The sequence below is a fragment of the Desulfobulbus propionicus DSM 2032 genome, from assembly GCF_000186885.1.
Classification (GTDB): domain Bacteria; phylum Desulfobacterota; class Desulfobulbia; order Desulfobulbales; family Desulfobulbaceae; genus Desulfobulbus; species Desulfobulbus propionicus.
This window is the reverse complement of the sequence record NC_014972.1, coordinates 1,053,332-1,078,075: the sequence shown is the minus strand read 5'-3', so window position 1 is coordinate 1,078,075 and position 24,744 is coordinate 1,053,332. Positions and strand designations below refer to the sequence as shown.

At 59.7% G+C, this 24,744-nt stretch carries 21 protein-coding genes and 1 tRNA gene; 8 read left to right on the top strand and 14 right to left on the bottom strand.

From position 1 onward, the window contains the following. Positions 1-126: 126 nt before the first annotated feature. The 12 genes from DESPR_RS04755 to hisB form a co-directional block, all read right to left on the bottom strand. Entirely contained in the window at positions 127-771 is a 645-nt protein-coding gene (locus tag DESPR_RS04755) for a PEP-CTERM sorting domain-containing protein (protein WP_015723678.1), read from the bottom strand. 553 nt (positions 772-1,324) lie between these two features. Further along, complete coding sequence (locus tag DESPR_RS17040) at positions 1,325-1,735, bottom strand: VanZ family protein (RefSeq protein ID WP_015723677.1); 411 nt, start codon at positions 1,733-1,735, stop codon at positions 1,325-1,327. Positions 1,736-1,743: 8 nt separating this feature from the next. Continuing rightward, positions 1,744-2,262, bottom strand: coding sequence for an SEC-C metal-binding domain-containing protein (locus tag DESPR_RS04745; RefSeq protein ID WP_015723676.1), 519 nt, complete (start codon positions 2,260-2,262; stop codon positions 1,744-1,746). A gap of 133 nt (positions 2,263-2,395) precedes the next feature. Next, the gene (locus tag DESPR_RS04740; protein WP_015723675.1) at positions 2,396-3,976 is read right to left on the bottom strand and encodes a DUF3369 domain-containing protein; all 1,581 of its coding nucleotides are present in this window, start codon (positions 3,974-3,976) and stop codon (positions 2,396-2,398) included. Positions 3,977-3,988: 12 nt separating this feature from the next. Further along, complete coding sequence (locus DESPR_RS04735; RefSeq protein ID WP_015723674.1) at positions 3,989-5,947, bottom strand: sensor histidine kinase; 1,959 nt, start codon at positions 5,945-5,947, stop codon at positions 3,989-3,991. A gap of 54 nt (positions 5,948-6,001) precedes the next feature. Continuing rightward, positions 6,002-6,481, bottom strand: coding sequence for a hypothetical protein (locus DESPR_RS04730; protein WP_015723673.1), 480 nt, complete (start codon positions 6,479-6,481; stop codon positions 6,002-6,004). 27 nt (positions 6,482-6,508) lie between these two features. Further along, the gene (locus DESPR_RS04725; RefSeq protein WP_015723672.1) at positions 6,509-7,831 is read right to left on the bottom strand and encodes a protein kinase domain-containing protein; all 1,323 of its coding nucleotides are present in this window, start codon (positions 7,829-7,831) and stop codon (positions 6,509-6,511) included. Between the two features lie 4 nt (positions 7,832-7,835). Continuing rightward, on the bottom strand, positions 7,836-8,567 hold the full coding sequence (locus DESPR_RS04720; protein ID WP_015723671.1) for a metallophosphoesterase family protein: 732 nt from the start codon (positions 8,565-8,567) through the stop codon (positions 7,836-7,838). Next, the gene (locus DESPR_RS04715; RefSeq protein ID WP_015723670.1) at positions 8,567-9,460 is read right to left on the bottom strand and encodes a damage-control phosphatase ARMT1 family protein; all 894 of its coding nucleotides are present in this window, start codon (positions 9,458-9,460) and stop codon (positions 8,567-8,569) included. The genes DESPR_RS04720 and DESPR_RS04715 overlap by 1 nt, the downstream gene beginning before the upstream one ends. After that, entirely contained in the window at positions 9,460-10,221 is a 762-nt protein-coding gene (locus DESPR_RS04710; protein ID WP_015723669.1) for a tRNA lysidine(34) synthetase, read from the bottom strand. Before DESPR_RS04710 ends, DESPR_RS04715 begins: the two co-directional genes overlap by 1 nt. Positions 10,222-10,249: 28 nt before the next feature. Further along, the gene (locus DESPR_RS17035) at positions 10,250-10,879 is read right to left on the bottom strand and encodes a hypothetical protein (RefSeq protein ID WP_015723668.1); all 630 of its coding nucleotides are present in this window, start codon (positions 10,877-10,879) and stop codon (positions 10,250-10,252) included. A gap of 87 nt (positions 10,880-10,966) precedes the next feature. Then, entirely contained in the window at positions 10,967-11,566 is a 600-nt protein-coding gene (hisB, locus tag DESPR_RS04700) for an imidazoleglycerol-phosphate dehydratase HisB (protein WP_015723667.1), read from the bottom strand. Between the two features lie 403 nt (positions 11,567-11,969). Between hisB and DESPR_RS04695 the strand changes: the two genes are divergently transcribed. The 8 genes from DESPR_RS04695 to DESPR_RS04660 all read left to right on the top strand — a co-directional run bounded on the left by DESPR_RS04695 (position 11,970) and on the right by DESPR_RS04660 (position 22,043). After that, positions 11,970-12,044: transfer RNA gene (locus DESPR_RS04695), tRNA-Gly, on the top strand. Between the two features lie 61 nt (positions 12,045-12,105). Next, positions 12,106-12,534, top strand: coding sequence for a 50S ribosomal protein L13 (gene rplM / locus DESPR_RS04690; RefSeq protein ID WP_015723666.1), 429 nt, complete (start codon positions 12,106-12,108; stop codon positions 12,532-12,534). A gap of 17 nt (positions 12,535-12,551) precedes the next feature. Next, a complete protein-coding gene (gene rpsI / locus DESPR_RS04685) occupies positions 12,552-12,944 on the top strand; it encodes a 30S ribosomal protein S9 (RefSeq protein ID WP_015723665.1) in 393 nt (130 codons plus the stop codon). 133 nt (positions 12,945-13,077) lie between these two features. Next, the gene (gene argC / locus DESPR_RS04680; protein WP_015723664.1) at positions 13,078-14,118 is read left to right on the top strand and encodes an N-acetyl-gamma-glutamyl-phosphate reductase; all 1,041 of its coding nucleotides are present in this window, start codon (positions 13,078-13,080) and stop codon (positions 14,116-14,118) included. Continuing rightward, positions 14,118-14,942 (top strand): tRNA pseudouridine(38-40) synthase TruA, encoded by an 825-nt coding sequence (gene truA, locus DESPR_RS04675; RefSeq protein WP_015723663.1) that lies wholly within the window; start codon positions 14,118-14,120, stop codon positions 14,940-14,942. The genes argC and truA overlap by 1 nt, the downstream gene beginning before the upstream one ends. After that, positions 14,918-15,556 (top strand): Maf family protein, encoded by a 639-nt coding sequence (locus DESPR_RS04670; RefSeq protein ID WP_015723662.1) that lies wholly within the window; start codon positions 14,918-14,920, stop codon positions 15,554-15,556. The genes truA and DESPR_RS04670 overlap by 25 nt, the downstream gene beginning before the upstream one ends. Positions 15,557-15,802: 246 nt before the next feature. Next, on the top strand, positions 15,803-20,092 hold the full coding sequence (locus tag DESPR_RS04665) for a HEAT repeat domain-containing protein (protein WP_015723661.1): 4,290 nt from the start codon (positions 15,803-15,805) through the stop codon (positions 20,090-20,092). A gap of 184 nt (positions 20,093-20,276) precedes the next feature. Continuing rightward, entirely contained in the window at positions 20,277-22,043 is a 1,767-nt protein-coding gene (locus DESPR_RS04660; protein WP_015723660.1) for a DnaB-like helicase C-terminal domain-containing protein, read from the top strand. A gap of 3 nt (positions 22,044-22,046) precedes the next feature. Here the strand turns inward: DESPR_RS04660 and trmFO are convergent, their stop codons facing one another. Both trmFO and ahcY read right to left on the bottom strand, forming a co-directional pair. Beyond that, positions 22,047-23,378 (bottom strand): methylenetetrahydrofolate--tRNA-(uracil(54)-C(5))-methyltransferase (FADH(2)-oxidizing) TrmFO, encoded by a 1,332-nt coding sequence (trmFO, locus tag DESPR_RS04655; RefSeq protein WP_015723659.1) that lies wholly within the window; start codon positions 23,376-23,378, stop codon positions 22,047-22,049. Positions 23,379-23,450: 72 nt separating this feature from the next. Then, positions 23,451-24,737 carry an adenosylhomocysteinase gene (gene ahcY, locus DESPR_RS04650; protein WP_015723658.1) on the bottom strand — a complete coding sequence of 429 codons (1,287 nt, stop codon included), beginning with the start codon at positions 24,735-24,737 and terminating at the stop codon, positions 23,451-23,453. Positions 24,738-24,744 lie beyond the last annotated feature (7 nt).

Here is a 24,744-nt window from a genome sequence, read left to right as displayed (position 1 = left end):
CCTGATTCCAGGACTTACTGGGAGCGGGAAGAAAAAGCAACCACCAAGGTTTATCCACGACGCAAAAAAAAAAAGCAGGGCCGAGCTGCCCTGCTTTTTGTCCATTATCAAGGAACTTGTTTTGTCTCAGTTCTTTCTTCGCCGGGCAACGGCTGCCAAGCCGGCGATGCCGGTACCGAAGAGCAGCATGGTGGCCGGCTCGGGGATGGGATTATTGAATTCACCAAGGTGGCTTAATTTCGTCAAGTCAAAAGCTGCCACGGAATATTGGCCAGAATAATTTTGGGCCAAATAGGTATTCAAATGAAGTGCGATTCCTGAAAGGGATACAACTGCCCAATCCTCGCTGGGATCGTTTTGATAAAGAAAGGTATCGGGGAGCGTTACCCCTTGAACCTCCTTTCCCGTTGAGTCAACCACCTTGAAGTTGCCCGTTTTGATGAGAAAATAGCCACCATCGCTCAAAAGGTCATACGCCCACCCATCGTTGTTGCTTCCGTCAACCGTCTTCCAAGGGTTTACAAACCCTGGATCATCCCAATCAAAATCGTCTTTGAAATAATTGGCCACTGTGTACGTTGTGCCAAGAACACCATTGACCCAATTCACTTCTGCTTCTTCTCCACTATTGGGCGATATCGTACTGGTCAGCAACGTATCGATAGATCCTACCTCTATGGCGCCACTATTAATGGTGAGGGCTTGCGCACCACTTGATGCTGCCAGCACAAACAAGCCGGTCGCCCATACCGTCAATAAACGCTTCTTCATGTTGTCCTCCTGTATATTCTGATATCCGCTCCTTCTTCTTATCCTCACACTGAGCTGGCAACGGATTTTCTTGTATTTATGCAAAATTCGATCCCGAAAAAGAAATAGAGTGTTTCCACTTAGCTCGACATTCCAACAAAATAATAACCAAATGATAACAAAAGAATTTTAGCAAAAAACAGGATATCAAAGGCTCAACTTTCTTTCTATCGCTTTCGTCAGCCTTGTTCCCTCTGATACAGGGGAACAGGAAAAATCAAGGAATCTACCCAGGACTTCAATATATTGATTTTATTAAATAAAAAATGGAACAACCTCGATTTTTGCAGATACATCATCCACTCACACCATCTCGACAAACAGGCCAACCGTTTGAAACCAAAAAACAATATTTAAAAATTCCGCCTATTCGTCCTAAATTCCGGAAAAACAAAAATTCCGAACTGACAGTTCCTCAAATAGTGCCAAAAAAGTCAATTGAATTCGGAAACAACAAAAAACGGTCGCACACGTATCATGTTTTTTTAAGAATTGACCGGTTATGCCAGGTTAGCTATATTTTAATTAAATATTTGTTTTTTTTAAAAAAAATCACCAACTCTTTCCGCCCTTTCTCGCTCATCGCCGCCAACAGGCCGCCTAGGGCATCGGCAAGCAAATCCCCCGCGCTGACAAACCTTCCTGGAACAAAGAATTGGTGCATTTCATCGGAAATGCCGTACCCAAAACAGAACAGGACCGTGGCACAAGCGGCCAACAAGGGATGCCGATGCCGCCAGGACGGCGGCAAGGCATAGAGAAAGGACACTCCCAGCACCGTGTAAACCAGACAGTGTAAGAATTTATCGATATTGACGATGTCAGGCAGGGCGAGGCTGTCGCCCGTTTGGTGGGAAAGATAAAAAATCCCCCCCATGACCAGGGTCACGGGGAGGAGGCGATACCATCGGTACCGGAGTGCCATGTGGGAGGTTACGCCCCGGCGCCGTGCTCGGGCTCCACGTGCATCCGTTCAAGCATTTCCTTGGGATACCGCTTGTACAGCCTACGGATGGCGGCGTGGATCTGCTGGCCGGGCGCCCGCTCCAGCTGGGTTTCGGCCTTGTCGGCATAGGCGGTGAGAACCAGTTGGCGATCGCGGAAGGCAAACGTATGGCTGAAGTTGATCTCGATGGTCTCCGGATTCTCGTCGATGGGCACCTCCAGCCGTGCGCCGCCACGGGCAAGTTGCACCGCATCGGACTCGGTGATCTCCAGCAGCCAGGCGTCTCCTTCCTGATCGCTGTAGAACAGGAACACGCCCAGTTCATGGAACGCAGCCTTCTTGTCCGCCGCCAATGCCTGGATCCTTTCGATCGCCGCCATCAGCGATATCTTCATCTGATTGGTGGGGCTGCCGGCCGCCCCCGCCTGCGTGGCGGGCAGACAGCAGTGTTTGTATTTTTTTCCCGAACCGCAGGGGCAGGGGTGATTTCTGCCGATTTTTCCCATTCCGTCCGCTCCTCTGTCGCTGATTATGGGGTAGTAATGCATGGGCTGACACACAGCTCTTTTTCATACTCTGAATAGGTGAAAAAATTCAACAAAAAGCAAACGTTCGCCACCTTTCCCTTTCGAAGGACGCTCAGGGAAATTGCATCCCCACGGCGTTGTAGCGCGACCAGATCGCCTTGAACTCCTCCTGGTGATCCAAAAGGATATCCACCAGCTGCGGATCGAAGTGCTTGCCCCGCTGTTCGCGAAAATGGACAAAAACTTCCTCCCAGGACCACGCCTCGTGGTAGACCCGCCGGTTGGACAGGGCGTCGAGCACATCGGCCACACTGATGATCCGGCCGTGGATATGGATCTCTTCGCCCTTCAGCCCCTGGGGGTAGCCCTGCCCGTCCCACCGTTCGTGATGCTGCAAAACGATGCGGGCCGCCGCCCTGACAATCGGACTGGATGAGTTGATCAGCAGGTCGTGGCCGCGATAGACATGGGTCTTGATGATCGAGTATTCTTCCGGGGTGAGCGGCCCCGGTTTGTTGAGGATCGAGTCGGGAATGCCGATCTTGCCCAAGTCGTGCGGAGTGGAGGCCAGCTTGAGCATCTCGGCCTCCTCTTCACCCAGGCCGGATTTCAAGGCCAGCAGATACGCATATTCGGCCACCCGGCGGACGTGGCTGCCGGTTTCGGCCGAACGGCACTCCATGGTTTCGGCGATCTGGAAAATAATTTCCTTCTGGGTGTCCTCGATCCCCTTGTTGAGGAAGAGGTTGTCAAAAGCCAGGGACACATTGGTGAAAAACAGCTCCAGCAAGTCGTGGTCGTTTTCGTCCAGCTCCTTGTCGATTTCAAAATAGAGAAAATTCTCCGAGCCGGTCTGGCTCTTGAAGTACCAGGCGCACTTGCCGTCCTGGCAGTAAAAGCCATGGCGCTGGGACTGCGCGAGTCGCAGGGTCGTGTTCATCAGTTCGGTATCGATTTCGCCCACCGGTCGATTCACGTATCGGCAGAACTGGCCGGTGGCCGCCAGCACCACCGACTGCCCATTGGCGCCCGAGGCGGTGAGGCCGGAAGCGCCTTTGCCCAGGGCATCGTCGTGCAGCCGGAGGATGGAGGTCAACTGGCTGAGCACGCCGCTGCCAAGCTTTTGCAGGGACTGGCGTTCAAAGATGTCTGCCGAGGCTTCGATGATCTTTTTCAACCCCAGGCGGTTGTTTTCGATGGTGGTGATGAAATGATAGCTGCGCAGGGCCGAGATGACCGTGACCAGCATCTTGTCGAGGGTCAGCTCGGTCTTTTCCTTGTAGTCGTTGATGTCGTACTCGAGGATCACCTTGGCGGCTGGCGCCTTTCCCGGCTGGCCGGTGCGGAGAACGATGCGCACGCTGCGGTTTTTCAATTCCTCCCGGATGAAATGGACCAGCTGCAGGCCGCTGTCATCGCTCTCCATGACCACATCAAGCAGGACCACGGCCAGATCCTGCTGTTCGGCCAGGATCCGACGCGCCTCCCCGCCGCTGTAGGCATGAAAAAATTGGAATCTGCGCCCCAGATAATCCAATCCCCTAATCATGAAGGTGGTGACCGAATGCACATCGGCCTCGTCGTCGACAATGAGAATCTTCCACGGCTCGCCGGCAGCGGCCGTCTGGTCTTCAGGGCTTCGGGGCGGCTCCGGCGGCTCATCCTTGAACAGGATTTCATCGGCATCGTTCATAGGCTTCCCCTCTCAAACGGGCATGGTGATGCAAAAAGCGGTCCCCTGTCCCGGCGCACTCTCGCAGGCGATGGCGCCGTGCAGGGTGCGGGTGACGATATTAAACACAATGTGCATCCCCAGGCCGGTGGAGCCCTGACTGCGGGCGGTGGTGAAAAACGGCTCAAAGATGCGCTCGACGATCTCCCGGTCCATCCCCCTGCCGTTGTCGGCGTAGCGGAATTCGAGCGTGCTGCCGGTCCGGTGCACCTCGATGCGGATTTCGCCCGCCTGATCAGGGGCAAAGCCATGGATGAGGGAGTTGACGATCAAATTGGTGAGAATCTGGGAAAAGGCCCCCGGATAGCTTTCGATCGTCAATTCCGGATCGCAGACGATCTCGACCCGATGCCGGGTCTTTTTCAGCTTGGGCCGCAGGCTGAGAAGGATTTCGTCGAGATAGTGCCGGACGTTGAACAGACGGCGGCTTTCCGAAACCTGATCGGCCGCCACCATCTTGAAGCTGCGGATCAGATCCGAGGCTCGGTTGAGGTTGATGAGGATCATCTCGGTCCCTTCCCGCGCCTCCTCCAGATAGGCGGTCAGATCGGATCGTTTCATGCCGCCCTGGGCAAAGATCTCCTCGAGGATCCGCTGCTTCTCCGCCAGGGTCGAACCGGCGGACAGCGCCACCCCCACCGGGGTGTTGATTTCATGGGCCACGCCCGCCACCAGTTCACCCAGGGCCGCCAGTTTCTCGGAGAGCACCAGCTGTTTTTGGGTGCGCTGCAGATCCTCCAGTGTCTGCGCCAGATCACGGTTGGCGCTGGCCAGCTGTTCGGTGCGCTGCGCCACCCGCTGCTCCAATTCCTCGTTGAGGCGCCGTAGCTGCTCCGAGGCCAAGGCTCGCTCCTTCTCCTTCTGCTCCAGCCCTTCGGCCATGGCGTCAAAGGCGGCCGCCAATTTCCCCAATTCTCCCTCCTCGGCACCCATGCCGGTGCGGGTCGCCAAATCGCCCGTCTTCAATCTATCGGTGGCAACCATGAGGCCGTTCAGGCGGCGCAACATGGTGAATTCGGCCACAAACCAAGCCGTTATCAGGGCCAGAATCGCCGCCAGCGCCAATAACGCCACGTTGCGGCCAATAACTGCCCGTGCCTCGCCCAAGGCCTGATCCACCGGGATACCGAGGCGGATCATCAGGTAGGGAAAAGAGGCCCCCTGAAAATGCAACCGTTTGAAGCTGTACAATCGATTGACCCCATCCACCCCGGTTTCGAGAAAAGTCCCCTCCTCGTCTCGGCCGGACATTCTCGCCACCATCTGGGGCAGATCTCTGACCCAGGTATATTTTTCGGTTTCCGGGAATCGGGTAAGCCGCATGCCATTAACGTCGGTCAGGGTGAAAATCGAATGTTCCGGCAGGCGGGTATCGGCAAAAACCTGGCCGAACGAATTGAGGTCAAAATCCGCCACCAGCAGACCGACCGGCTGGTTGCCGGCATCGAGAATGGGCTGGCCGAACTGGACCACCACCCGTCGTGCGTTGGGCAGCAGGGTATAGTCGCCGACGGTGAACGTCCGGCTGCGCATGGCGTTCTCAAAAAAGGCACTCGCGCCGATATGTCCGGCGGAAGAGGACGGCGCGGCGGCGAGGATGCGGCCCTGTGCGTCGGCCAGGGAAAGGGATACATAAACGGCGTTGCGGGCGAGCATGTCGGCCAATAGCGGCTGACAGGCGGCGGCATTGAGCGTTTGTACCTCCGAGAATTTGGCAAGGGTCATCAGCAGCAGCCGGGCGTTGTCCACCACCCGTTCGTGATGGGCTGCCATGGCCTGGACCTGACTCAGCGCATACTGCTCGGCGTCGTTCACCACCCGGGCGCGCAGTTCACGTCCGGTATAGAGCAGAATCGCCAGGGCCGGCAGTACCGCCAGCAGCACCAAGATAATCAGACTCGTGCGGATGGAACCAAAAAGTAGCGCTCGCATCGTCCTCCTCACAAACACGGGCTGGTATTTCCCCCGGATTTCCGCGTGGTGTGCTCAATCCACCGGATGGAGCACCGAAGCCTCCAATTTGCCGGTACGCACCGGCACCAGCCAATAGTCGGCTGGATTGGCGCGGATGGCGTCGGACAGACCGGCGCTGACCCGGTGGGAATCCTCCACCAGATTGTAAAACACCGAATCGATGCCGATGAAACCGTCGAGCAGATGGGTCAGGGTGTGGAGGATCTTGGTGACATACCCCTGCTCGAGTTCGGGCAGTTGGTCCAGGGACGTGACCCCTTCTTCCTTGAGGTGCGCGAGCATCCTGCGGGCGAACTGATCGTTGGCGGCCAGTCCGTGGCCAAGGGTGTCCCAGAAGGTGTGTCCCGCGCCGTTGAGAATCTCCTCGGTGCGGACAAAGAATTCGGCATAGCTGATCAGCTGATTGTTGGCCAGATAGCGCTCGACATGCTGCCCTGCCAGTTGGCCGGATCGGGAACGAACGAGAAAATAATGCGATATGGGATAGTCCATGCGGTGCTTCTCGACGTGGGAGGAAAATCAAATCACCGGCGCATCGGCCACTGCCCGTACATGATTGAGGCAGTTGACGTCCCGCACTCCGGCATAGCCCATGTCCATGTTAACATACCAGCTTTCGTGGTGTCCATGGCGGTCGCAGGACCAAAGCCATTTCACCGGCCACTCCGGCGATTCCGGCAACCCGCCGTGATCGCCGTCGGGCAACAGGCTGAGCAGTTCGTTGACCGTCGGTAGCCGCCAACGGCCATGCCCGTCGTAACGCGCGTCATTGAGCTGCCGCACATAGGCATGCGCCGCGGCAAAGGTCAGCGGATAACGGCTGCCCTCGCGCTGCCACACCAGATTGGTGGCCCGATCGAGCACGGTGCGCGCGGCCGTTTCCCAGCGGTTGCATACCGGCGCCAGCGGTCGGAACAGTTCGTTGACCGCGAAAAGCGACCGGGCGCGCGAACGGCAGACATTGGCCGGCTCGCTGCGCAGCGGCACGGTCTGCTGGGTAGATTCGGCCAGGCCGCACGCTCCTGCCCCCACCGCCTGCCCCAATTGCAGCCGATCAAAGGCAGCCAGCATCTCGGCCGCGGATTGAAAACGCTCCTCCGGTTGCCATCGCAGGGCCCGGGTAAAGAACTCGTCCCAAGAGCGGTCGTAGCGGCGATTGATCAGCGAGAGGGGAAAACTCTGCATTCCGGGCAGTTGCCCCGTGAGCATGCGGTAAAGCAGCACTGCCGCAGAATAAAGGTCGGCACGGCCATCCACGCCTTTGGGATTCTTGCGTTGTTCCGGCGGGGTGTAGCAGGGCGAGCCGATCTGCATGTTGTCCGGCCCGGAAAAGCTGACTCCCCGCACCAGGGCCATGCCGAAATCGCAAATCTTGACCGTGTCCTCATCGGTGACCAGAATGTTCTGTGGCTTGATGTCGCGGTGGATGATGTCGTTGTGGTGGAGAAAATCCAGGGCCGCCAGGATCTGGCGACCGTAATGGAGAACTTTTTCGGCGCGGATGATCCGGGAGGGTTGTTCGATCTGAAAGGTTTCGCCGATCATCTCGCCCAGGTTGTTGCAGATGTAGTCCATGACGAAAAAGGGGCGGCCGTGCTGATCATGGTCGAAATCGTGGGCCGTGACTAGAAACGGCTGGGTAAAGGCAGCCATGGTCCGAGCCTCGAACGTGAAAATCTCCCGCAACTGTTCCAAGCCGAGAATATCCTCGAGCAGTTCGTTGGGGTCGAGCAGCTTGATCGCCACCACCTTGTCGATCACCGGAACAATGGCCTTGTAGACCGACCCCATGCCTCCCTTGCCGAGGCGGCGGATCACCTCGTACCTGCCGATCTGTTTCATGAGCTCACCAAAAAAGGCGCTTGGCGTTGGTGGCCGGAAAGCCGCGCTCGCCAAGGAGATGAATGGTTGTATGCACGTCGTAGGCCAGCGCCCGCACTTCGATAGAGTCCTCGTCCACATCCCAGAGCAGGTACTTGGCCTGCCAGCCGAGACTGTCGCGTGGTTGGCCAACACTGCCGGGCAGGATCAGATAACGACGCCCGGAGACCAGCGGAACCCGTGCCACCGCCAGCGAGCGGCGACCGATCGCGTCTTGGTCGAGCCAATAACAGCCAAAGGCATGGGTGTGACCGGCAAAGCAGAGACGTTCCGGATAGCTGGCGAACAGCCGCCGCAGCCGGGTGTCGGTGGGGGCGTGGAGATACACGGTGGCGGATTGGGGCGGACTGCCATGGACCAAGCGGGCTCCGCAGCAGATGCGCACCAACGGCAACGCCCGCAGCCAGGCGAGCGATTCCTCGCTCAGCAGGGAACGGGTCAGAGTCAGGGAATCGCGGGCCGCCGCATGCAGCCGGTTGAAATAGCTGCGGCTGACCAAGCCCAGCTCATGGTTGCCCATGACCGAGACCACACGATAGCCTTGCAGGGCCCGTACCACCTCTTCCGGTTCCGGGCCGTACCCAATGTTGTCACCCAGCGAGACGATCCGATCCGCACCCTCGTGGGCAACATCGGCCAGCACCGCCTCCAGTGCCCGATAGTTGCCGTGGATGTCGGCCAGGATCGCCAAACGCATCACACCGCTCGCGGTTCTTGTCCCTGCGTGGCCTGGAGTAGCACCGGCGAGCCGATCCGCAGGTCGGCGTCGGCGCAACGGCGTTTCAGATACGTGAGCACGGTGGTGCACTTGGCCGTGAACAGAAAAAAGAGCGGCGCCCGGACCTCGGCCAAGCACTCGAAATTACCCATGCCCTTGCTGATGATGCAGTCGGCCTCGGCAAAATGGCGGCGGAAGATTTCGCTGCAGTTGGCCAGAGGGGTGCCCGGCACATCGGCACCGTTGTCGATCACCGGGCAGAGCTGATCAAGCCCGCAGTGAACGGCATCCTCCCGGGTGGCGTCGTTGATGATCGGCGCTCGCCGCACTGCCAGGGTCACCCGGCAGCCCTTGGCGACAAGCCGCTCGATCAGCAGCTTGTCAAAGACGATTTCACCACAGTTATCGGCGAGATAGAGAATGGTTGCCTGGCCCTCGACCTGGCGTTGCAAAGCGGCATAATGATCGACGGCCAGCGGCTGACGGCAGGAGGCCAAGGCCGCATCACGGTCCAGGCGGTACTGGGCCCCGTAGTCGAGGACATTGGCATTGATGGCGAACTGGATAGCGGCCCGCAGCGGATCGGATTCCTGGTGGATCAACTCGCGGGTGCGCGTTTCCACTCCCAGGGCAAAGGCATTGCTTTCCTGCTTCTCCTCCCGGTAGGGATCGCTGACGCCGGTGCTCCGCGCGATATGGCGGTAAAAAAGAACCGCGTTTTCCGGCGACGGCAGCCGGGGGTCAAAACCAGACAACATGCCTCCCACTTCGGTGAGCAGGCGCCACTGTTCCCGCGGGTCGCTGGTCGAGCGGCCAATCACCGCCCGGGCCTGGCGCATGAAACAGACCAGACAATCGTTACCCGTTCGCATCAGGGCCTCCTGCCGCCGGTCTGGCGGAGCAGGTACTGGAGACGGACATTCCCCAGGGCGGCGAAGATGTGCTCCTTGGCCCCGGGAATCTGCCGATAGATGTGCTCGGCCAACTGATGCATCTCCCCGCGCCGAGTCCTCTCTGACAGCGGACAGGTGGACCGGACCGGCTCCAGGCCCAGTTCCCCGCCGATGGCCGCGATTTCGCTTTTATCGAGATAGGCCAGCGGCCGTATCAGGCTCAAACGGCCGGCAAAGAGCTCTTGGCGGGGCGACATGGTGCTGATGTTGCCCGCGCAGGTAAGGTTGAGAAGAAAGGTCTCAACAATGTCGTCGCGGTGGTGGCCAAAGGCAATCTTGGTACAACCGGTCTGCCGGGCATGCTCGAACAGCTGGGTCCGTCGGGAACGGGCGCATTGGAAACAGAGATCCTGTCCTCGCGCATCCTCTCCCTCACCGGAGAGGACTGGCCGCCATAGGGCCGGCACGATATGCACCTGCACACCGAACCGCGCCACCAGGTCGGCGGTTTGGATGGCCGCCGCCCCGGGCGCCTCACCTTCCGGCTCCATGTCGACATGGACCACTTCAAGCGCGTAGTCGATGGGCGCCTTTTTCCGCCAATGCAACAACAGCCAAACCAGCACCAGGGAATCCATGCCGCCGGAAACCGCCACCAGTACTCGATCACCATCGGCCAGCATGGCGTAATCGTGCATCGCCCGACCGACGCGCCGGTTCACGTCCCGAGAAAGCCGCACTCCGTCCTGCTCGCCGCAAACACCCAGCTTATTTGCCGCCCAGGTAGGAGCACTGCCCCATCTTTTCGCGCAGCCCCTCCCGCGCCAGCTCTTCGGCGGTCAACCAGGTAAGGCCGCGGCGCTTGGCTTTGGGCAAGGTGAGCAAATTTTCCATCAACGACTGTTGCCGTTCGTCGAATCGACCATGGCAGAGCACCGCACCTTCTTTGGTCTCGTACATTCTATAGGCAAAGGTGACCGCTGCCGGCTGCTTGACCCCGTAATCCCCCCCCACCCGCTCGGTATATTGACCGAGGGACACTTCCAGAACAGCATTGCATCCGACCTGCTCGGCAACTTTCCGGGCATCGTCCATGGAGAGGGCTCCGCTCGGAAGCCTTGCCTCGTCGACAAACTGGAGCGTGCGCCGCGATTGGGCCAGCTCTTGCTTGAGGAGGGCATCCATCACCCGGCTGCCGTCCTGGAGCGCCTTCAACTCATCCTCGGAGGCCGTGCCTTCGTAATCGGTGGTCGGTTGAACCGGCATGACGGCAATGCAGGACACCGGCACATCGACCGTTTTCCCCGATTCCGCCGGCTTGTCCTTGGTTGCACAACCCGAAGCCGCGAGAAAACAACACACGGCCAGCCCAACTCGTACTTTTGACAATGCGGTCACCTGTTCCTCCCTAGAAATTGCTGATAAAATGAATGATGGCATCCTTGGCCGGCCGTTCACGTCCAACGACAAGCCGAGTGCGTGGCGTCATAGTACGCCCTTGGACGAAAGTTGCCCCTTGACCTTGGGATGCGGAGCGACGGCAAGCGCCACCGCTCGGGCCGTTGCCTTGAACACCGCCTCCAGAATATGGTGCCCGTTTTCTCCATGGAGCAGGTCCGCATGCAGGGTCAAACCGGCGTGGAGAACAAAGGCACGCAGGAATTCCTTGGCCAACGGCGGATCAAAGGTGCCGATTTTGCCTTCGCTCACCTGGACCTGGTAGTGTAGGTGGGGACGGTTGGAAAAATCGACGCAGACCCGCGCCAGCGCCTCGTCCATGGGGACATAGGCATGCCCATAGCGGCAGATGCCTGATTTATCGCCCAAGGCCTGGGCAAAGGCCATCCCCAGACAGATTCCCACATCCTCGACCGTATGATGGTCGTCGACCTCGGTATCGCCGGTGGCGACGATTTCCAGATCAAAGAGGCCGTGAACGGCAAACAGGGTCAACATATGGTCCATGAAGCCGACGCCCGTGCGCACGGAGGCATGTCCTGCCCCTTCCAAATCGAGCACGAGGCGGATATCGGTTTCCTTGGTGGTGCGCGCAATGGACACCCTACGGGTAGCGGGTTCTGCCATGAAAAACTCCTTCGCTCTGCGGACGGCCGTTCTTGGCACCGACGATGTCGGCCCGTTGCAGGTAAAAAAATAACAGCTCGTGGTTATTGCTGATGAAATACGCCAATCAATGTAGCCAATTTTACTGTCGGTCACAACCTCTGATTCCAACCAGCTGGCTCGAAAACAAAAAATCACGGTTTCCCGCCTGCCGGCCTGGCGGTCCTTAACGACGGCACCCCTGCAAAGGATCGATAAATCGGGGGGCATGCTCGTACCGCTCGTCCAAATCGACAACCTTTGACCACGACGGGTCGCCGGCTTTCTCACCAGGTTGACCAGCAACTTGCTTCCAATGATTTTTTTTTATTGACAGCAGCCCCTCAAACTCTGTATATTCTGCCGCTGTTACGGAAAACACCGAGCGGGAATAACTCAGTGGTAGAGTGCAACCTTGCCAAGGTTGAAGTCGCGAGTTCGAATCTCGTTTCCCGCTCCAAAAGAGACTCCAAGGTTCGGACCTCTGTTCGAGCCTTTTTTTTTCAGTGTTGAGGCGCAGCATGAAAACCTATTACACGCCAGTCAATGAAATAGACCGAAAATGGTATGTAGCCGATGCCGACGGCAAGGTTCTGGGGCGTATTGCCGTGGAGATCGCCCGTCGCCTGCGCGGTAAGCACAAACCGACCTTTTGCAACTTTCAGGACAACGGCGATTTCGTCATTGTTGTCAACGCTGACAAGATTCACCTCACCGGCAACAAGTGGGACGACAAGAAATATCATCGCCATTCGGGATACCCGGGCGGGATTACAACCCAAAGCGCCCGCGAGGTGCTGGCCAAGAAGCCGGAAGAACTGATCCGGATGGCCGTGAGGGGGATGTTGCCGAAAAACAAACTTGGCCGGGCGCAGTTGAAGAAATTGAAGGTCTATAGCGGCAAGGATCATCCCCACCAGGCGCAACAGCCCGAGAATCTTGAGATTTGAACACGGAGTACATGATTATGGCCCAGGAACAGACATACGCTACCGGCAGACGGAAGACAGCAATAGCCAGAGTCTGGATCACTCCCGGCAGCGGCAAGGTAGCGATCAACAAGATGGAGTTGAGCGAATATTTCGGCAATATCTTTTTTGAACCCAAGGTGGCCAAGCCTTTTGCCGTCACTGAAACCGTCGATCAGTACGATATTCAGGCCACGGTGAAGGGGGGCGGTAAATCGGCGCAGATCGACGCGCTGGTCCATGGTATTGCCCGTGCGCTCCAGGAGTTGAATCCGGAAATGCGTCTGCCGCTGAAGCGTGCCGGACTGCTGACCCGTGACCCGCGCGCCAAGGAGCGCAAAAAATACGGCCAGCGTGGTGCCCGCGCCCGCTTCCAGTTCTCCAAACGTTGATTTCGGCCCCAGCGGAGTTGGTCGCCGCACCCTATTTTTCGTATCCGTTTTCACTCAGGGAATAACGACTCTTCGTTATTCCCTTTTTTTTTACAAAAGCTCCCACAGCCGCGACGAGAAGAGGAACACTATCATGCTGCATGTCGGAATTATTGGTGCCTCCGGGTACACCGGGGTCGAGCTGGCCCGCATTCTTGCAGGACATCCTGAAATCCGTCTGACCGCCGCCACCTCGCGGCAGTATGCGGGCAAAGCGCTCGCCGAGGTGTTCCCCAATCTGCGCAAGCGAGTGGACATTGTCTGCGAGAATTTGTCGGTTGAGGAATTGCTCGATCGGGCCGATTTCTTTTTCGCCGCTGTCCCACACAAGACAGCCATGGATATCGTCCCTCGCCTGTTGGATGCGGGCAAGAAAGTGGTCGATCTGAGCGCCGACTATCGCCTCCATGATGCGGCGACCTACGAAGCTTGGTATCAACCCCACTCCAGCCCGCACCTGCTTGCGGAGGCTGTCTATGGCCTGCCGGAACTGTACCGCGACCGGATACGCACCGCGCGCCTGACCGCCAATCCCGGCTGTTACCCGACTTCGGTCATCCTGGCCCTGGCGCCTCTGCTCCGCCATGGCTTGATCGATCCAGCCACTCTGATCATCGACTCCAAATCAGGGACATCCGGAGCTGGCAGGGCGGCCAGTGTGGGGACCCTGTTTTGCGAGGTCACCGACGGGTTCAAGCCCTACAAAGTAGGTGGCAGCCATCGGCACATTCCTGAAATCGAGCAAGAATTATCGCTGGCAGCGGGCCAACCGGTGACGGTCTCTTTTACCCCTCATTTGCTGCCCATTTCCCGTGGCATCCTGAGCACCATCTACGCCACCCTCACCGAACAGGGTCGTGACGCCGATCTGCACGCGCTGTACGAAAGCACCTACGATGCCGAACCGTTTGTCCGCGTGTTGCCCGCCGGCACACCACCCGCGACGCAGCATGTCCGCGGCTCCAACTGTTGCGACTTGGCCCTGCAAAAGGATTCCCGAACCGGCCGCCTGATCGTCATGTCGGCCATCGACAATATCGTCAAAGGAGCTTCGGGCCAGGCGGTGCAAAACATGAATCTGATGAACGGGTTTCCCGAAACAACCGGCCTGCTGGGAGCGCCGTTTTTCCCCTGATGCTCCGCACCATCCGGCTGCTGATTGCCTACGATGGCGGCAACTATTGCGGATGGCAGCGACAGCGCCAAGGCGAGGCCACCATCCAGGAAGAGCTGGAGCAGCGACTGTCGCATCTCTGCGAGGAACCGATCACCCTCCATGGTGCGGGGCGCACCGACGCCGGCGTGCATGCCCTCGGCATGGTGGCCCATTTTCATACGCGGGCGGCCATCCCGGTCGTCGCCTTTTTCAAGGGCCTCAATGCCCTGTTGCCTCCGGACATCCGCATTTTGGCGGCCGAGGAGGCGTCGGCCACCTTCCACAGTCGTTTCAGTGCCTTGGGCAAGACCTACCGCTACGACTTCTTCACCGGTGCGGTCCAATGCCCCTCCACTCGTCTGCACCGTGCCCATTTTCCCGGCCCTTTTGACCCGAAGCGGTTGCGTACCGCCTTGACCCAACTGGTCGGCCGGCATGATTTTTCCAGTTTTGAGCGCTCCGGCTCACGGGACAAAACTGCCATCGATGGCCGCGGCGCGGTCCGCACCCTTTACGAAATCCGATGCTCGCCCCGTTTGGGATGCGAGGATTTCTGGTCGCTTCACGTGACCGGCGACGGTTTTCTCCGCCAGATGGTGCGCATCCTGGCCGGAACCCTGATCGAGATCGGGCACGGCAAGCGCCCGGAGGAGGCGATCGCCGCCATCCTGGCTGCCAGGGACCGAACCCAGGCCGGCCTTACCGCGCCGGCCTGCGGTCTGTTTCTCGAACGTCTCTACTATCCTTTTCCCCTCTTCAACCAGAACCCTGTCTTGCCATGTTCACCGCCTGCCATCCCTTGATCCTCGCTTCGGCCTCACCGCGCCGTCAGGAATTTCTCCGCCAGCTTGGTCTCGCATTCCGTGCCGAACCGGCGCGGATCGACGAGACGCCCGAAACCGGCGAGCCAGCCGCAGCATTTGCCCGGCGCATGGCAATAACCAAAGCCAAGGCAATAGCCGCCACCTCTCCCCAGGCCTGCGTCATCGGCGCCGACACCGTGGTCACCCTGGACGAGACTCTCTTTGGCAAACCGCGGGACCGCGAGGAAGCGCTGGCCATCCTCAAGCAGCTGCAAGGACGGACCCACCGGGTCATCACCGGTTTTGCCGTCTGCTGCCACGACCGACGGATCGAGGAAGCGGGCGAGGCAACCACCCTGGTCACCTTCGACCATTTTGCCGACTCCGTTCTCCAGGCCTATGTCGATTCCGGCGAGCCCATGGACAAGGCCGGCGCATACGGCATTCAAGGCAGGGGCGCCTTTCTCGTCCGTACCATAAACGGTTCGTACAGCAATGTGGTGGGCTTGCCGATCAATGTCCTTGTCCAGCTCCTCCTGCGCCACCACATGATATGTGTCACGGGGGCTCCCTGCCGTTCGGCTTTAGGGCAAGAGCGGTTGGTTCTTCTTTGACCTGCCATCAGTCGCCTCAATCCGTTCAAAAAAGTTCACATTGATCAAATGCAGCGGATATGGAATGGTAACGGATGAATACGCCATGTCGAGCTTCGCGCGAACCTCTCTTTGTGCTTCGATGCACGGCTTCGCATGGCCTGGTTGTGCGCCACGACCGCGGATCGCTCTCGCTTCCCGGACCCGTGGACACAGAACCGAACCAGTCCCTCACGGAAAGATCGACGCCATCACACGGAACCGCCCATGGGCCATATCCCGCAGCCTCCCTCCTCGGACAGAACGCAGCTCCTGCTTGACTTCCCCATCCGACTGTACACGGCACTGAGAACCATACGCCTCTATCCTGCCGCCAATCCGCAGGTGCAGCGAAGCAACGAGTTTCTCATGAAAGCCTTTGAGGCGTTGCTGGAGGGTGACGCGGACAATTCGGTCATCCTTGCCCTTTCCGATCAAAAAATCCTCGTCTGCGGGGAACACCTGCCCGAAAAGGATCACTCGCGCCCACAAATCCAAGGGCTGGTCACCCTGTTCAACCGCTTCAAGATCCATTCCTTCACCTTTCATGCCTCCTTTTCCCCTGAGGAATGCATCACATTCACCCAAACCCTTTCCGCGCTTCTCGGTGAAAAAGAACTGACCGAACCCGTTGCCACCCTTCTCGACAAAGCCGGTATCGTGTCCGTGTCCGTTGATGTCAGCCGTTACGTCGCCATCCATGAAGGCGAACAGGTGGTGCGCGAGGAACTGCTCGCTTCCGGCCTCAGCATCAGCGACGAGGAGCTGGCCAATTTTGTCCTGGGACGAACGGGGCAAGATCCCTTGCAGGGCGTTTCGCCGGAGCTGGTCGAGGAACTGATCAAACGGTTGCCGCTCGCCAATGAACACAACCGTCCGCCAGAGGAAGTCACCAGGGCGGTGATCGATTTCCTTGGCAAGCTGAGCCGGGAAACCGATTTTCGCAAACGAACCCTTGAGCTCGAAAAATCGGCGGACGCCCTGTCCGCTTTGGATCCGGCCCTGCTGGCCAAATTGATCGCCAACCTGCCGGCATCGGCCGAGGCCGATGCAATGCTGGGTTCGGCCCTGCACCAGTTGACGCCGCAACGACTCAACAGTCTGATCGCCAGCCTGGTCGCCCAACAGGGACTGCGCACCATTCCTGGGAACGATGCCGCTGGAGCAACCGGCGGGCCGGGAGCGATCCTGCACCGTCTGGCACACCTGGAGCAAGAAAAAAAACCCGAAATCACCAGGACCATCGCCCAGAACATCGATGCCCGCGCCCTGTTGCTCAATCCCGACACCACCCTGGCCGAGCTGCCCGAGCATCTCCTGGCCCGGCTCAAACAGCCCGAGTGGTCCGCCCCGGTGCTCGCCACCGCTGCCCAGCAGGTCACCGACTCCCAGCTCCAGCAGACCGGCCAGCTCGACTTTAGCGCCTTCAACCGCCTGCTCGAACACTACGAGCAGCTCCTCAGCCGCGAGCAGCAAACCCAGGTCGCCCGCCAGGCCGGCGCCCAGCTCGCCTCCATGGAGGGACTGGCCCTGGGCAACATCCTTGCCCAGCGGTTCAAGGGCCTTTTCGGCGAACAGCTCTACACCCAAGTGATCAACCAGGTCTCCGACGAACTGCTCGACGAAACCGTTGATCACCTCACCCCCAAGCAGCTCAACCGGATGATCGCCACCCTCACCAGCGACATCCCCCTGCAAATCGGCAAGGACAAGGATCCCGACTTCAAGCCCGCCGACGATTCCGTGCTCAAACGCCTGGCCCGCACCAAAAAAGGACCCGAAATCACCAGGACCATCGCCCAGAACATCGATGCCCGCGCCCTGCTGCTCAACCCGTCGGCTCCATCCTCGTCCCTCCCGGATCCCCTGGCGATGCGCTTGCAGCAACCGGCATGGTCGGCGCCGGTGCTGGTCGCCGCGACCCAGCAATCGTTCGAAGCGCGTCAACAACCCGATGGACCGGCCGATTTTTCCTCCTTTGAGCAGGTGCTGCAACGCTATGACACCCTGCTCGACAAGGAACAACAGCTCAAGGTCGCCACCCAGGCCGGAGCGCAAATCGCGGCCACCTTTGATGAACAGGAACTCGGGCTGATCCTGGTACAAAAATACAAGACCCTCTTTGGCGAGCAGCTCTACCAGCAGGTCATCAGCCAACTTTCCCAGGACAAGCTGGCGAAGTTGACCGATCAGTTCCGGGCAATCGCCGAAGGCCGGTCACCCAGACCAGGTGACGTGGACGACAAGGAAGTCGAGGCGGCCTACAACCGCCTGCTGCAAACCGTTCGCGGCGAAAAGATGCGGGCAATCATTGAACTGCACAGCAAGCAAAGACAGATCCAGGAACAGGAGCGCCGACAGTCGGTCAAAGGCGGCCTCGACCATCTCCTGCACGGCAATTTCAGCGATCTCGAGAACAAGGAATTTTGCCAGGACCTGCCGGAAACGGTCCGTGGCCTGCTGCTGAACAATAACGAGAAGACCGCGGACAGCGTGCTGATGCAGTTGGCCGTTGCCCTGCAGCACGGCAAACCGGCCATCCGCGCCAATGCCTTTCGCACCCTGGCCGCCATCGCCGAACAGTTGATGCATCTCGGCCAATGGGAACGGTTGGCCAAACTGCTGCCGGCCCTGCAACAAGGCTTACAGCTCCAAGGAATCGATGAACACGGCAGCCAGCAGGCTCTCACCGCCATCGGTACCCTGACCGGCCACTATCTGAGCGAGGAACGTTACCCTCTGGCCTGTGAAACCACCCAATTGCTCCAGACACTTTCGACCGCGGAGCCCTCGGCCTCGGCCAATCCGCATCTCCGCGCCCAGGCCCAAGAAACCTTGAAAACGCTCTGTTCCCAACCGATCCTCGAACAGCTGCTCGACCGCTACCTCCATTCGGAGGTCCATCAGGAAGCCGCCGGCCGACTGTTGGTGCAACTAGGCATGGAATCGGCCAAATTCCAGTTGCAACAGCTGATCAACAATGAAAGCCGTTTTGAACGCAAGCGATTGCTGAGCCTGATCAAGCAGGCCGGCAATCCGGCTGTCTCGATTCTTTTGGAGCAACTGCACAAGGATTCGCCCTGGTACGTGGTGCGCAACATCATCCGCCTGCTCGGCGAGGTCGGCAGCCCCGCGCTGTTTGCCACCATCAGGCCGTACATTCACCACAGCGATCCTCGCGTCCAGCAGGAGGTCATCAGCACCGCCGTCAAGATCGGCGGCGACCATCTCAAGGATTTTCTCCTCCATGCCTTGCAGCATGTCGACGACTCGCTGAAAATCAAGGTAATCAATCACGTTGCCACCGCCCATGACGAGCGGTTCGTCCGCCCCTTGACCGAACTGCTGGAAAGTGTCAAACCGTTTCTCGGCAAGAGCAAGAACGACTTGCAGATCAGCATCTGCAAGACACTCGGCGCCATCGGCTCCAGGCGGGCGACCGCTTCGCTCAATCGGGTGGCGCAGAGCAAGAACGTCCTCGGCCTGGCGGGCTATAGCGACGAGGTACGGCAGGCGGCGGCGCAGGCCCTGGAACAGATCCGTCAGGCCACCGCCCTGCAAACGGAATGGGACCAGGAAGAGACCGCTGCCGAGGAACAACCGGACTCACGGGAAACCACGGCCGGTCCAGCGAATCCAGTGCAAGCGGCGGAACGGCAACGGGAGCGGATCGATGCAATCGACGATCTTCCGCTGGGCGAGATGATCCGTGCGAGCGAAATCATCGAGCAGGAGAGGAGAGGAGTGAGGACAGGAGACGATCTTGAAATATGGGCGGAATTGACCGATCGGCTCGGCACCGACGAATTCCGGGCCATCCACCAGCAATTCATCGAGCGCCGCTACAAACCCGAAGAGACCATTGTCGCCCAAGGGGAAAAGAATGACAGCCTGTTCTTCATCAATCAGGGCAGCATCAAGGTTTCCCATCTGGTCGGGTCGCGGGAACTGTTCATTACCAGCCTCAACCGTGGGCAGATAGCCGGGGAAAACTTTTTCGCGCCCTCTTTCTGGACGGTCACCCTGACCTCCCTGACCCCTTCCAGGCTGTACCTCCTGCCGCAAACCGCGCTCGACACCTGGAAAGAACAGTTTCCCGGACTGCGCGCCAAACTCTACGACTATTACTCCGCCTGCAACAATATTTGTTCAATGATCGAACGCAAGGGTCTCGACCGTCGCAGGGAACAGCGTTTCAACCTGTCGCGCAAGATCCAGGTGCAGCCGATCAGCAGCCTCGAAAATCCCATCGGCCGGGGCTTTCGCGCCGAGACCGCCGACATTTCCCTGGGCGGGCTCGCTTTTCTCATTCGTATCTCCCGCCAGGAAAACGCCCGTCTTCTCCTTGGCCGGCGGATGCAGATTGTGTTGCCGGTGGGCGGCAAGGCCAAGTTTTTTCACCTCAAGGGGATGGTGATCGGCGTGCAGCCGTTTCACCTGCAGGACAACGGCTTTTCCGCCCATTTCAAATTCGACCACAGGCTGGAACAGCAGGAGCTGCAATCCATTCTCGGATAACCCTGGAAACCCGCGTTACTGCCCCCGATGGTCGAGTCGCCTCCCGACCGCCGCGGGGCAGGCAACCGGCCCCATGGACTGCGGCCTGGCCCAAGGCCTCGTTTTTTGCACAGCCAACAGGAAGACGCCGTATTCGCTTCCCTCCTGTCCATGCCTTTGCCCCACCACCTTCCCAAGGAGCGCCATGCCCGATGTCGTCACTCAATTCTACCTCCGCCACCTGCCCAAGGCCACGCTGAACGGCACCATCCTCCATGCCCCCTGCCCCTTCTGCAGCGAACAGGGAGTGGAGGCCGGCACCCTTGCAGTGGTCCTCCATCAGGAAAACTTCTTCCATGGGTATTTCCGCTGCCTCAACCGTTGCGTGAGTGGCGGCTTCCCGCTTCATTTCGCCCGGCTGCGCGGCATCAGCCCGCACCTGGCCCCGGGCTATGACCCGGATCGCGACTACTATGGCCATGGGGTGGAGTATCCGGTCAAGAATCTCAACCATGAATTGGCCGGGTTCGCCGACAAGCTCACCGGCGATCTGCTGGATGCGTTCCAGACAGCCGGGGTGTCCGCCGCGGTGCTCACCGAAGTCGGCATCGGGTACAATGGCCGCTACCTGGTCTACCCGTACATCCAGGCCGACGGCAACTGCTATGCGGCCCGCTGTGTCCATCCACAACGGCCCGAGGATTTTTTCTGGTACGGTGCCGAGCGGTTTTTCGGCGAACAGTTCCGCCTGTTCAACGCTCCAGAGATCGAACGGTGCGAAAACGGTGCCCTTTTCCTGGTGGAGGGGGAAAGCAACCTCCTGCCCCTGAAGCAATTGGGGCTGCCGGGCGTTGCCGTGCCCACGGCCGCCGACCTCGATCACATCGAGCCGCTGCGGTTTGCCTGGATCCGGACCATCTTTCTCTGGGTCAACCACTCGGCCGATTCCGAGGCCAAGGCCAAGGCCTTTGCCACCCGGGTCGGCTTCAAGGTTCGCCTCATCCGTTGGCCGGAGGGCACGAGCCGCAATGCCTCGCTCCTCCAACTGGGCGCTACGGCCAAGAACCGCTTGCAGCAGACCGTCTTTGCCCTGATCAAGCAGGCCCGCGCCTTCTCCCCCTTCTCCACCCCGTCGAGTGAGTACCAAACCTTCAACGAACGGCTGTTCCAGGAATCAGGCGACTCCTACGCCAGGCTGACCAGCGGTTTTCCCCGTTTGGATCGGGCCCTGGGCGGCATCCACGGGATCAACATCATGGGTGGCTCGCCCAAGGCCGGCAAATCGGCCTTTTTCATCCAGATCGCCTCAGCCATGGCCCTGCGAAAAATCCCGGTGCTCTACTATGATTTCGAGAACGGCCGCCAGAAGATCTATCTGCGCATCCTCTGCCGGCTCAGCCGTCTGGCCATCGACCGGATCAAGGGCACCGACCTGGCCCCGGACGAACGGCAGCGGTTGCAGCAATCCCAACAGACCCTGCACGGCCTGCTCACCTGGTTGCGGGTGGTCAACGACCGCACCCTTTCACCCGAAACCATGCGCCGCCATATTGATTTTCTCCGTCACGAAACCAATTCCGACTATACGGTGGTGGTGATCGACAGCCTGCACAAGCTGCCCTTCAAGGATATCAGCCAGCAGCGCAGCGGCATCGACGGCTGGCTGCGGCAACTGGAAGCTATCCGCGATGAAATGGCGGTCAGCTTTCTGGTGATCTCCGAACTGGAACGTAGTCCTGGCGGTCAGTTCGAACGCCAGCCGCATCTCGGCTCGTTCAAAGGCTCGGGGGATATTGGCTATTCCGCCGACAACGCCATGGTTCTCCTGCCCCGATGGGATCCCTTTGACAACACTTCGCCCCAAGAGCGGGCCAATGAACTGTGGTTGGTGGCCAGCCGGGAACAGAGTCCCGGTCTGGTGGCCACCTACCGGCTCGATTATCCCTACTGGGGATTCATTGAGGAAAGCTAGCGGTCATCCTTCAACCACCTGCCGCCGCCACTGCGCGATCTCGGCCAGGGCCAGTTCGGCGCGGAGGCGACCGCGCTCCTTCTTGGCTATTTTTCGTCCAGCCAAGGGCGGAAAGAGGCCGAAGTTGACGTTGGAGGGTTGGAAATGGAGCGGATCGGAGGCGATCAGGTGTTGAATGAGGGCACCATGGGCGGTGGCCGGCGGCGGCACCAGAGGTTTTTTGCCCAGGGCCAGGCGGCCGGCGTTGATGCCCGCCAGCAACCCCATGGATGCCGACTCGATGTACCCCTCGACTCCGGAGAGCTGGCCGGCGACAAACAGCCCCGCTACCCGCCGTGTCTCCAGGGTGGGTGCCAGCACCCGCGGCGCACAGACAAAGGTGTTGCGATGGATGGAACCAAGACGGAGAAAAACCGCCCGCTCCAGGCCGGGAATGGTCCGAAAAACCCGCTGTTGCTCGGGATAGGTCAGTTTGGTCTGAAAACCGACCAGATTGTAGGCGGTACCTTCGCGGTTCTCGGCCCGCAGCTGGACCACCGCATGGGGTTTCTCGCCGGTCACCGGGTGGGCCAGACCGACCGGCTTCATCGGCCCGAAGCGCAGGGTATCGGCCCCTCGGGCGCACATCACCTCGATGGGCAGGCAGCCTTCGAAATACTTGGGATCCTCAAACGCGTGCAGGGCCACGGTCTGCGCTGAGGCGAGCAGGCCGATGAACTGCTCGTACTGTTCCCGGTTCATGGGGCAGTTGAGATAGTCGCCCGGCCCCTCGTCATCCCAGCGCGATTTGCGGTAAACAATCTCCCGGTCGAGGCTGTCGGCATCGACGATCGGGGCGATGGCGTCATAAAAGGCGAGCTGCCCGCCGCCCACCAGTGTTTGCAGTTGCTCGGCCAGGGAACCGGCAAGCAGCGGACCCGCGGCCAGCACCACCGGACCGTCGCAGGGTTCGGGAATGCACTCCACCTCCCGGCGATGCACGGTGATCAGCGGATGGGCTTCGATGGCGGCGGTGAGCGCGGCGGCAAACTGACGCCGATCAACCGCCAGGGCGGTGCCAGCGGGCACGGCGGTGCTGTCGGCCGCGCGCATCACCAACGAATCCAGCCGGCGCATCTCCTCCTTGAGCAAGCCGGCGGCGGAATCCACGGCATTCGAACGCAGGGAATTGGAACAGACCAACTCCCCCAACTGCGGCAGTTCATGGGCCGGACTGAAGCGATGCGGCTTCATCTCATACAGCTCGACCGCCACCCCCTGCGCCGCTGCCTGCCAAGCCGCCTCGCACCCCGCAAGGCCGCCGCCGATCACTGTTATTCGTGCCTCTCGCGCCATTGGTTCCCTCTCCACAAAAAAAGGCAGGGTGACATCCACCCTGCCCCGTTTCCTCCTGAACAATCCGGACGATCAATACCGGTAATGCTCCGGCTTGAACGGCCCATTGATGTCCACGCCGATGTAGTCGGCCTGCTCCTGGGTCAACTGAGTCAACTTGACCCCTATCTTGGCCAAATGCAGCCGGGCCACCTTCTCGTCGAGCTGCTTGGGCAGGAAATACACCTTCTTCTCGTACTTACCCGGATGCTGCCAGAGTTCCATCTGGGCCAGCACCTGGTTGGTGAAGGAGTTGCTCATCACGAAACTGGGATGACCGGTGGCGCAGCCCAGATTGACCAGCCGCCCCTCGGCCAGCAGGATCAGCCGCTTGCCGTCGGGGAAGATCACATGGTCGACCTGGGGCTTGATATTCTCCCAAGGCAGGCTGCGGATGGAGGCGATATCGATCTCCGAGTCGAAATGGCCGATGTTGCAGACAATGGCCTGATCCGGCATGGCCTCCATGTGGGCGCGAGTGATCACCCGCAGGTTGCCGGTGCAGGTGACAAAAATGTTGCCCAGGGGCGCGGCTTCCTCCATGGTCACCACCCGGTATCCTTCCATGGCCGCCTGCAGGGCGCAGATGGGATCGATCTCGGTGATCAGCACCGTGGCTCCCATGCCGCGCAGGGCCTGGGCACAACCCTTGCCGACGTCGCCGTAGCCGACGACCACCGCGATCTTGCCGGCAATCATCACGTCGGTGCCCCGTTTGACCCCGTCGATCAGCGATTCGCGGCAGCCGTAGAGGTTGTCGAACTTCGACTTGGTCACCGAATCGTTGACATTGAAGGCCGGGGCCAGCAGGGTGCCCTGCTTGGTCATCTCGTAGAGACGGTGGACGCCGGTGGTGGTCTCCTCGGAGATGCCGCGCACCGCTTGCATCAGTTCCGGATACTTCTGGTGCATCACCAGGGTCAGGTCGCCGCCGTCATCCAGCAGCATGTTGGGCCGCCAGTTGTCCGGGCCAAAGATGGTCCGGTCGATGCACCACCAGAACTCTTCCTCGGTCTCGCCCTTCCAGGCGAAGGTGGGAATACCGGCGGCGGCCATGGCCGCGGCCGCATGGTCCTGGGTGGAAAAGATGTTGCACGAGGACCAGCGCAGCTCGGCCCCCAGATGGACCAGCGTTTCCATCAGCACCGCCGTCTGAATGGTCATGTGCAGGCAACCGGCAATGCGCGCCCCGGCCAGCGGCTTGCTGGCCCCGAATTCCTCGCGCAGGGCCATCAGGCCGGGCATTTCGGTCTCGGCAATGGCGATCTCTTTGCGGCCCCACTCGGCCAGGTTCATATCCGCTACTTTATAATCCGTCATGTGTACT

Bases quoted from the DNA above. Each gene is read 5' to 3' on its own strand.
- DESPR_RS04740 (WP_015723675.1), bottom strand. From the start codon at position 3,976: ATGAACGATGCCGATGAAATCCTGTTCAAGGATGAGCCGCCGGAGCCG.
- DESPR_RS04720 (WP_015723671.1), bottom strand. From the start codon at position 8,567: ATGCGTTTGGCGATCCTGGCCGACATCCACGGCAACTATCGGGCACTG.
- trmFO (WP_015723659.1), bottom strand. From the start codon at position 23,378: ATGGCGCGAGAGGCACGAATAACAGTGATCGGCGGCGGCCTTGCGGGG.
- argC (WP_015723664.1), top strand. From the start codon at position 13,078: ATGCTGCATGTCGGAATTATTGGTGCCTCCGGGTACACCGGGGTCGAG.
- truA (WP_015723663.1), top strand. From the start codon at position 14,118: ATGCTCCGCACCATCCGGCTGCTGATTGCCTACGATGGCGGCAACTAT.
- rplM (WP_015723666.1), top strand. From the start codon at position 12,106: ATGAAAACCTATTACACGCCAGTCAATGAAATAGACCGAAAATGGTAT.
- DESPR_RS17040 (WP_015723677.1), bottom strand. From the start codon at position 1,735: ATGGCACTCCGGTACCGATGGTATCGCCTCCTCCCCGTGACCCTGGTC.
- DESPR_RS04670 (WP_015723662.1), top strand. From the start codon at position 14,918: ATGTTCACCGCCTGCCATCCCTTGATCCTCGCTTCGGCCTCACCGCGC.
- hisB (WP_015723667.1), bottom strand. From the start codon at position 11,566: ATGGCAGAACCCGCTACCCGTAGGGTGTCCATTGCGCGCACCACCAAG.
- DESPR_RS04735 (WP_015723674.1), bottom strand. From the start codon at position 5,947: ATGCGAGCGCTACTTTTTGGTTCCATCCGCACGAGTCTGATTATCTTG.
- DESPR_RS04755 (WP_015723678.1), bottom strand. From the start codon at position 771: ATGAAGAAGCGTTTATTGACGGTATGGGCGACCGGCTTGTTTGTGCTG.
- ahcY (WP_015723658.1), bottom strand. From the start codon at position 24,737: ATGACGGATTATAAAGTAGCGGATATGAACCTGGCCGAGTGGGGCCGC.
- DESPR_RS04745 (WP_015723676.1), bottom strand. From the start codon at position 2,262: ATGGGAAAAATCGGCAGAAATCACCCCTGCCCCTGCGGTTCGGGAAAA.
- DESPR_RS04665 (WP_015723661.1), top strand. From the start codon at position 15,803: ATGGGCCATATCCCGCAGCCTCCCTCCTCGGACAGAACGCAGCTCCTG.
- DESPR_RS04730 (WP_015723673.1), bottom strand. From the start codon at position 6,481: ATGGACTATCCCATATCGCATTATTTTCTCGTTCGTTCCCGATCCGGC.
- DESPR_RS04660 (WP_015723660.1), top strand. From the start codon at position 20,277: ATGCCCGATGTCGTCACTCAATTCTACCTCCGCCACCTGCCCAAGGCC.
- DESPR_RS04725 (WP_015723672.1), bottom strand. From the start codon at position 7,831: ATGAAACAGATCGGCAGGTACGAGGTGATCCGCCGCCTCGGCAAGGGA.
- DESPR_RS04715 (WP_015723670.1), bottom strand. From the start codon at position 9,460: ATGCGAACGGGTAACGATTGTCTGGTCTGTTTCATGCGCCAGGCCCGG.
- rpsI (WP_015723665.1), top strand. From the start codon at position 12,552: ATGGCCCAGGAACAGACATACGCTACCGGCAGACGGAAGACAGCAATA.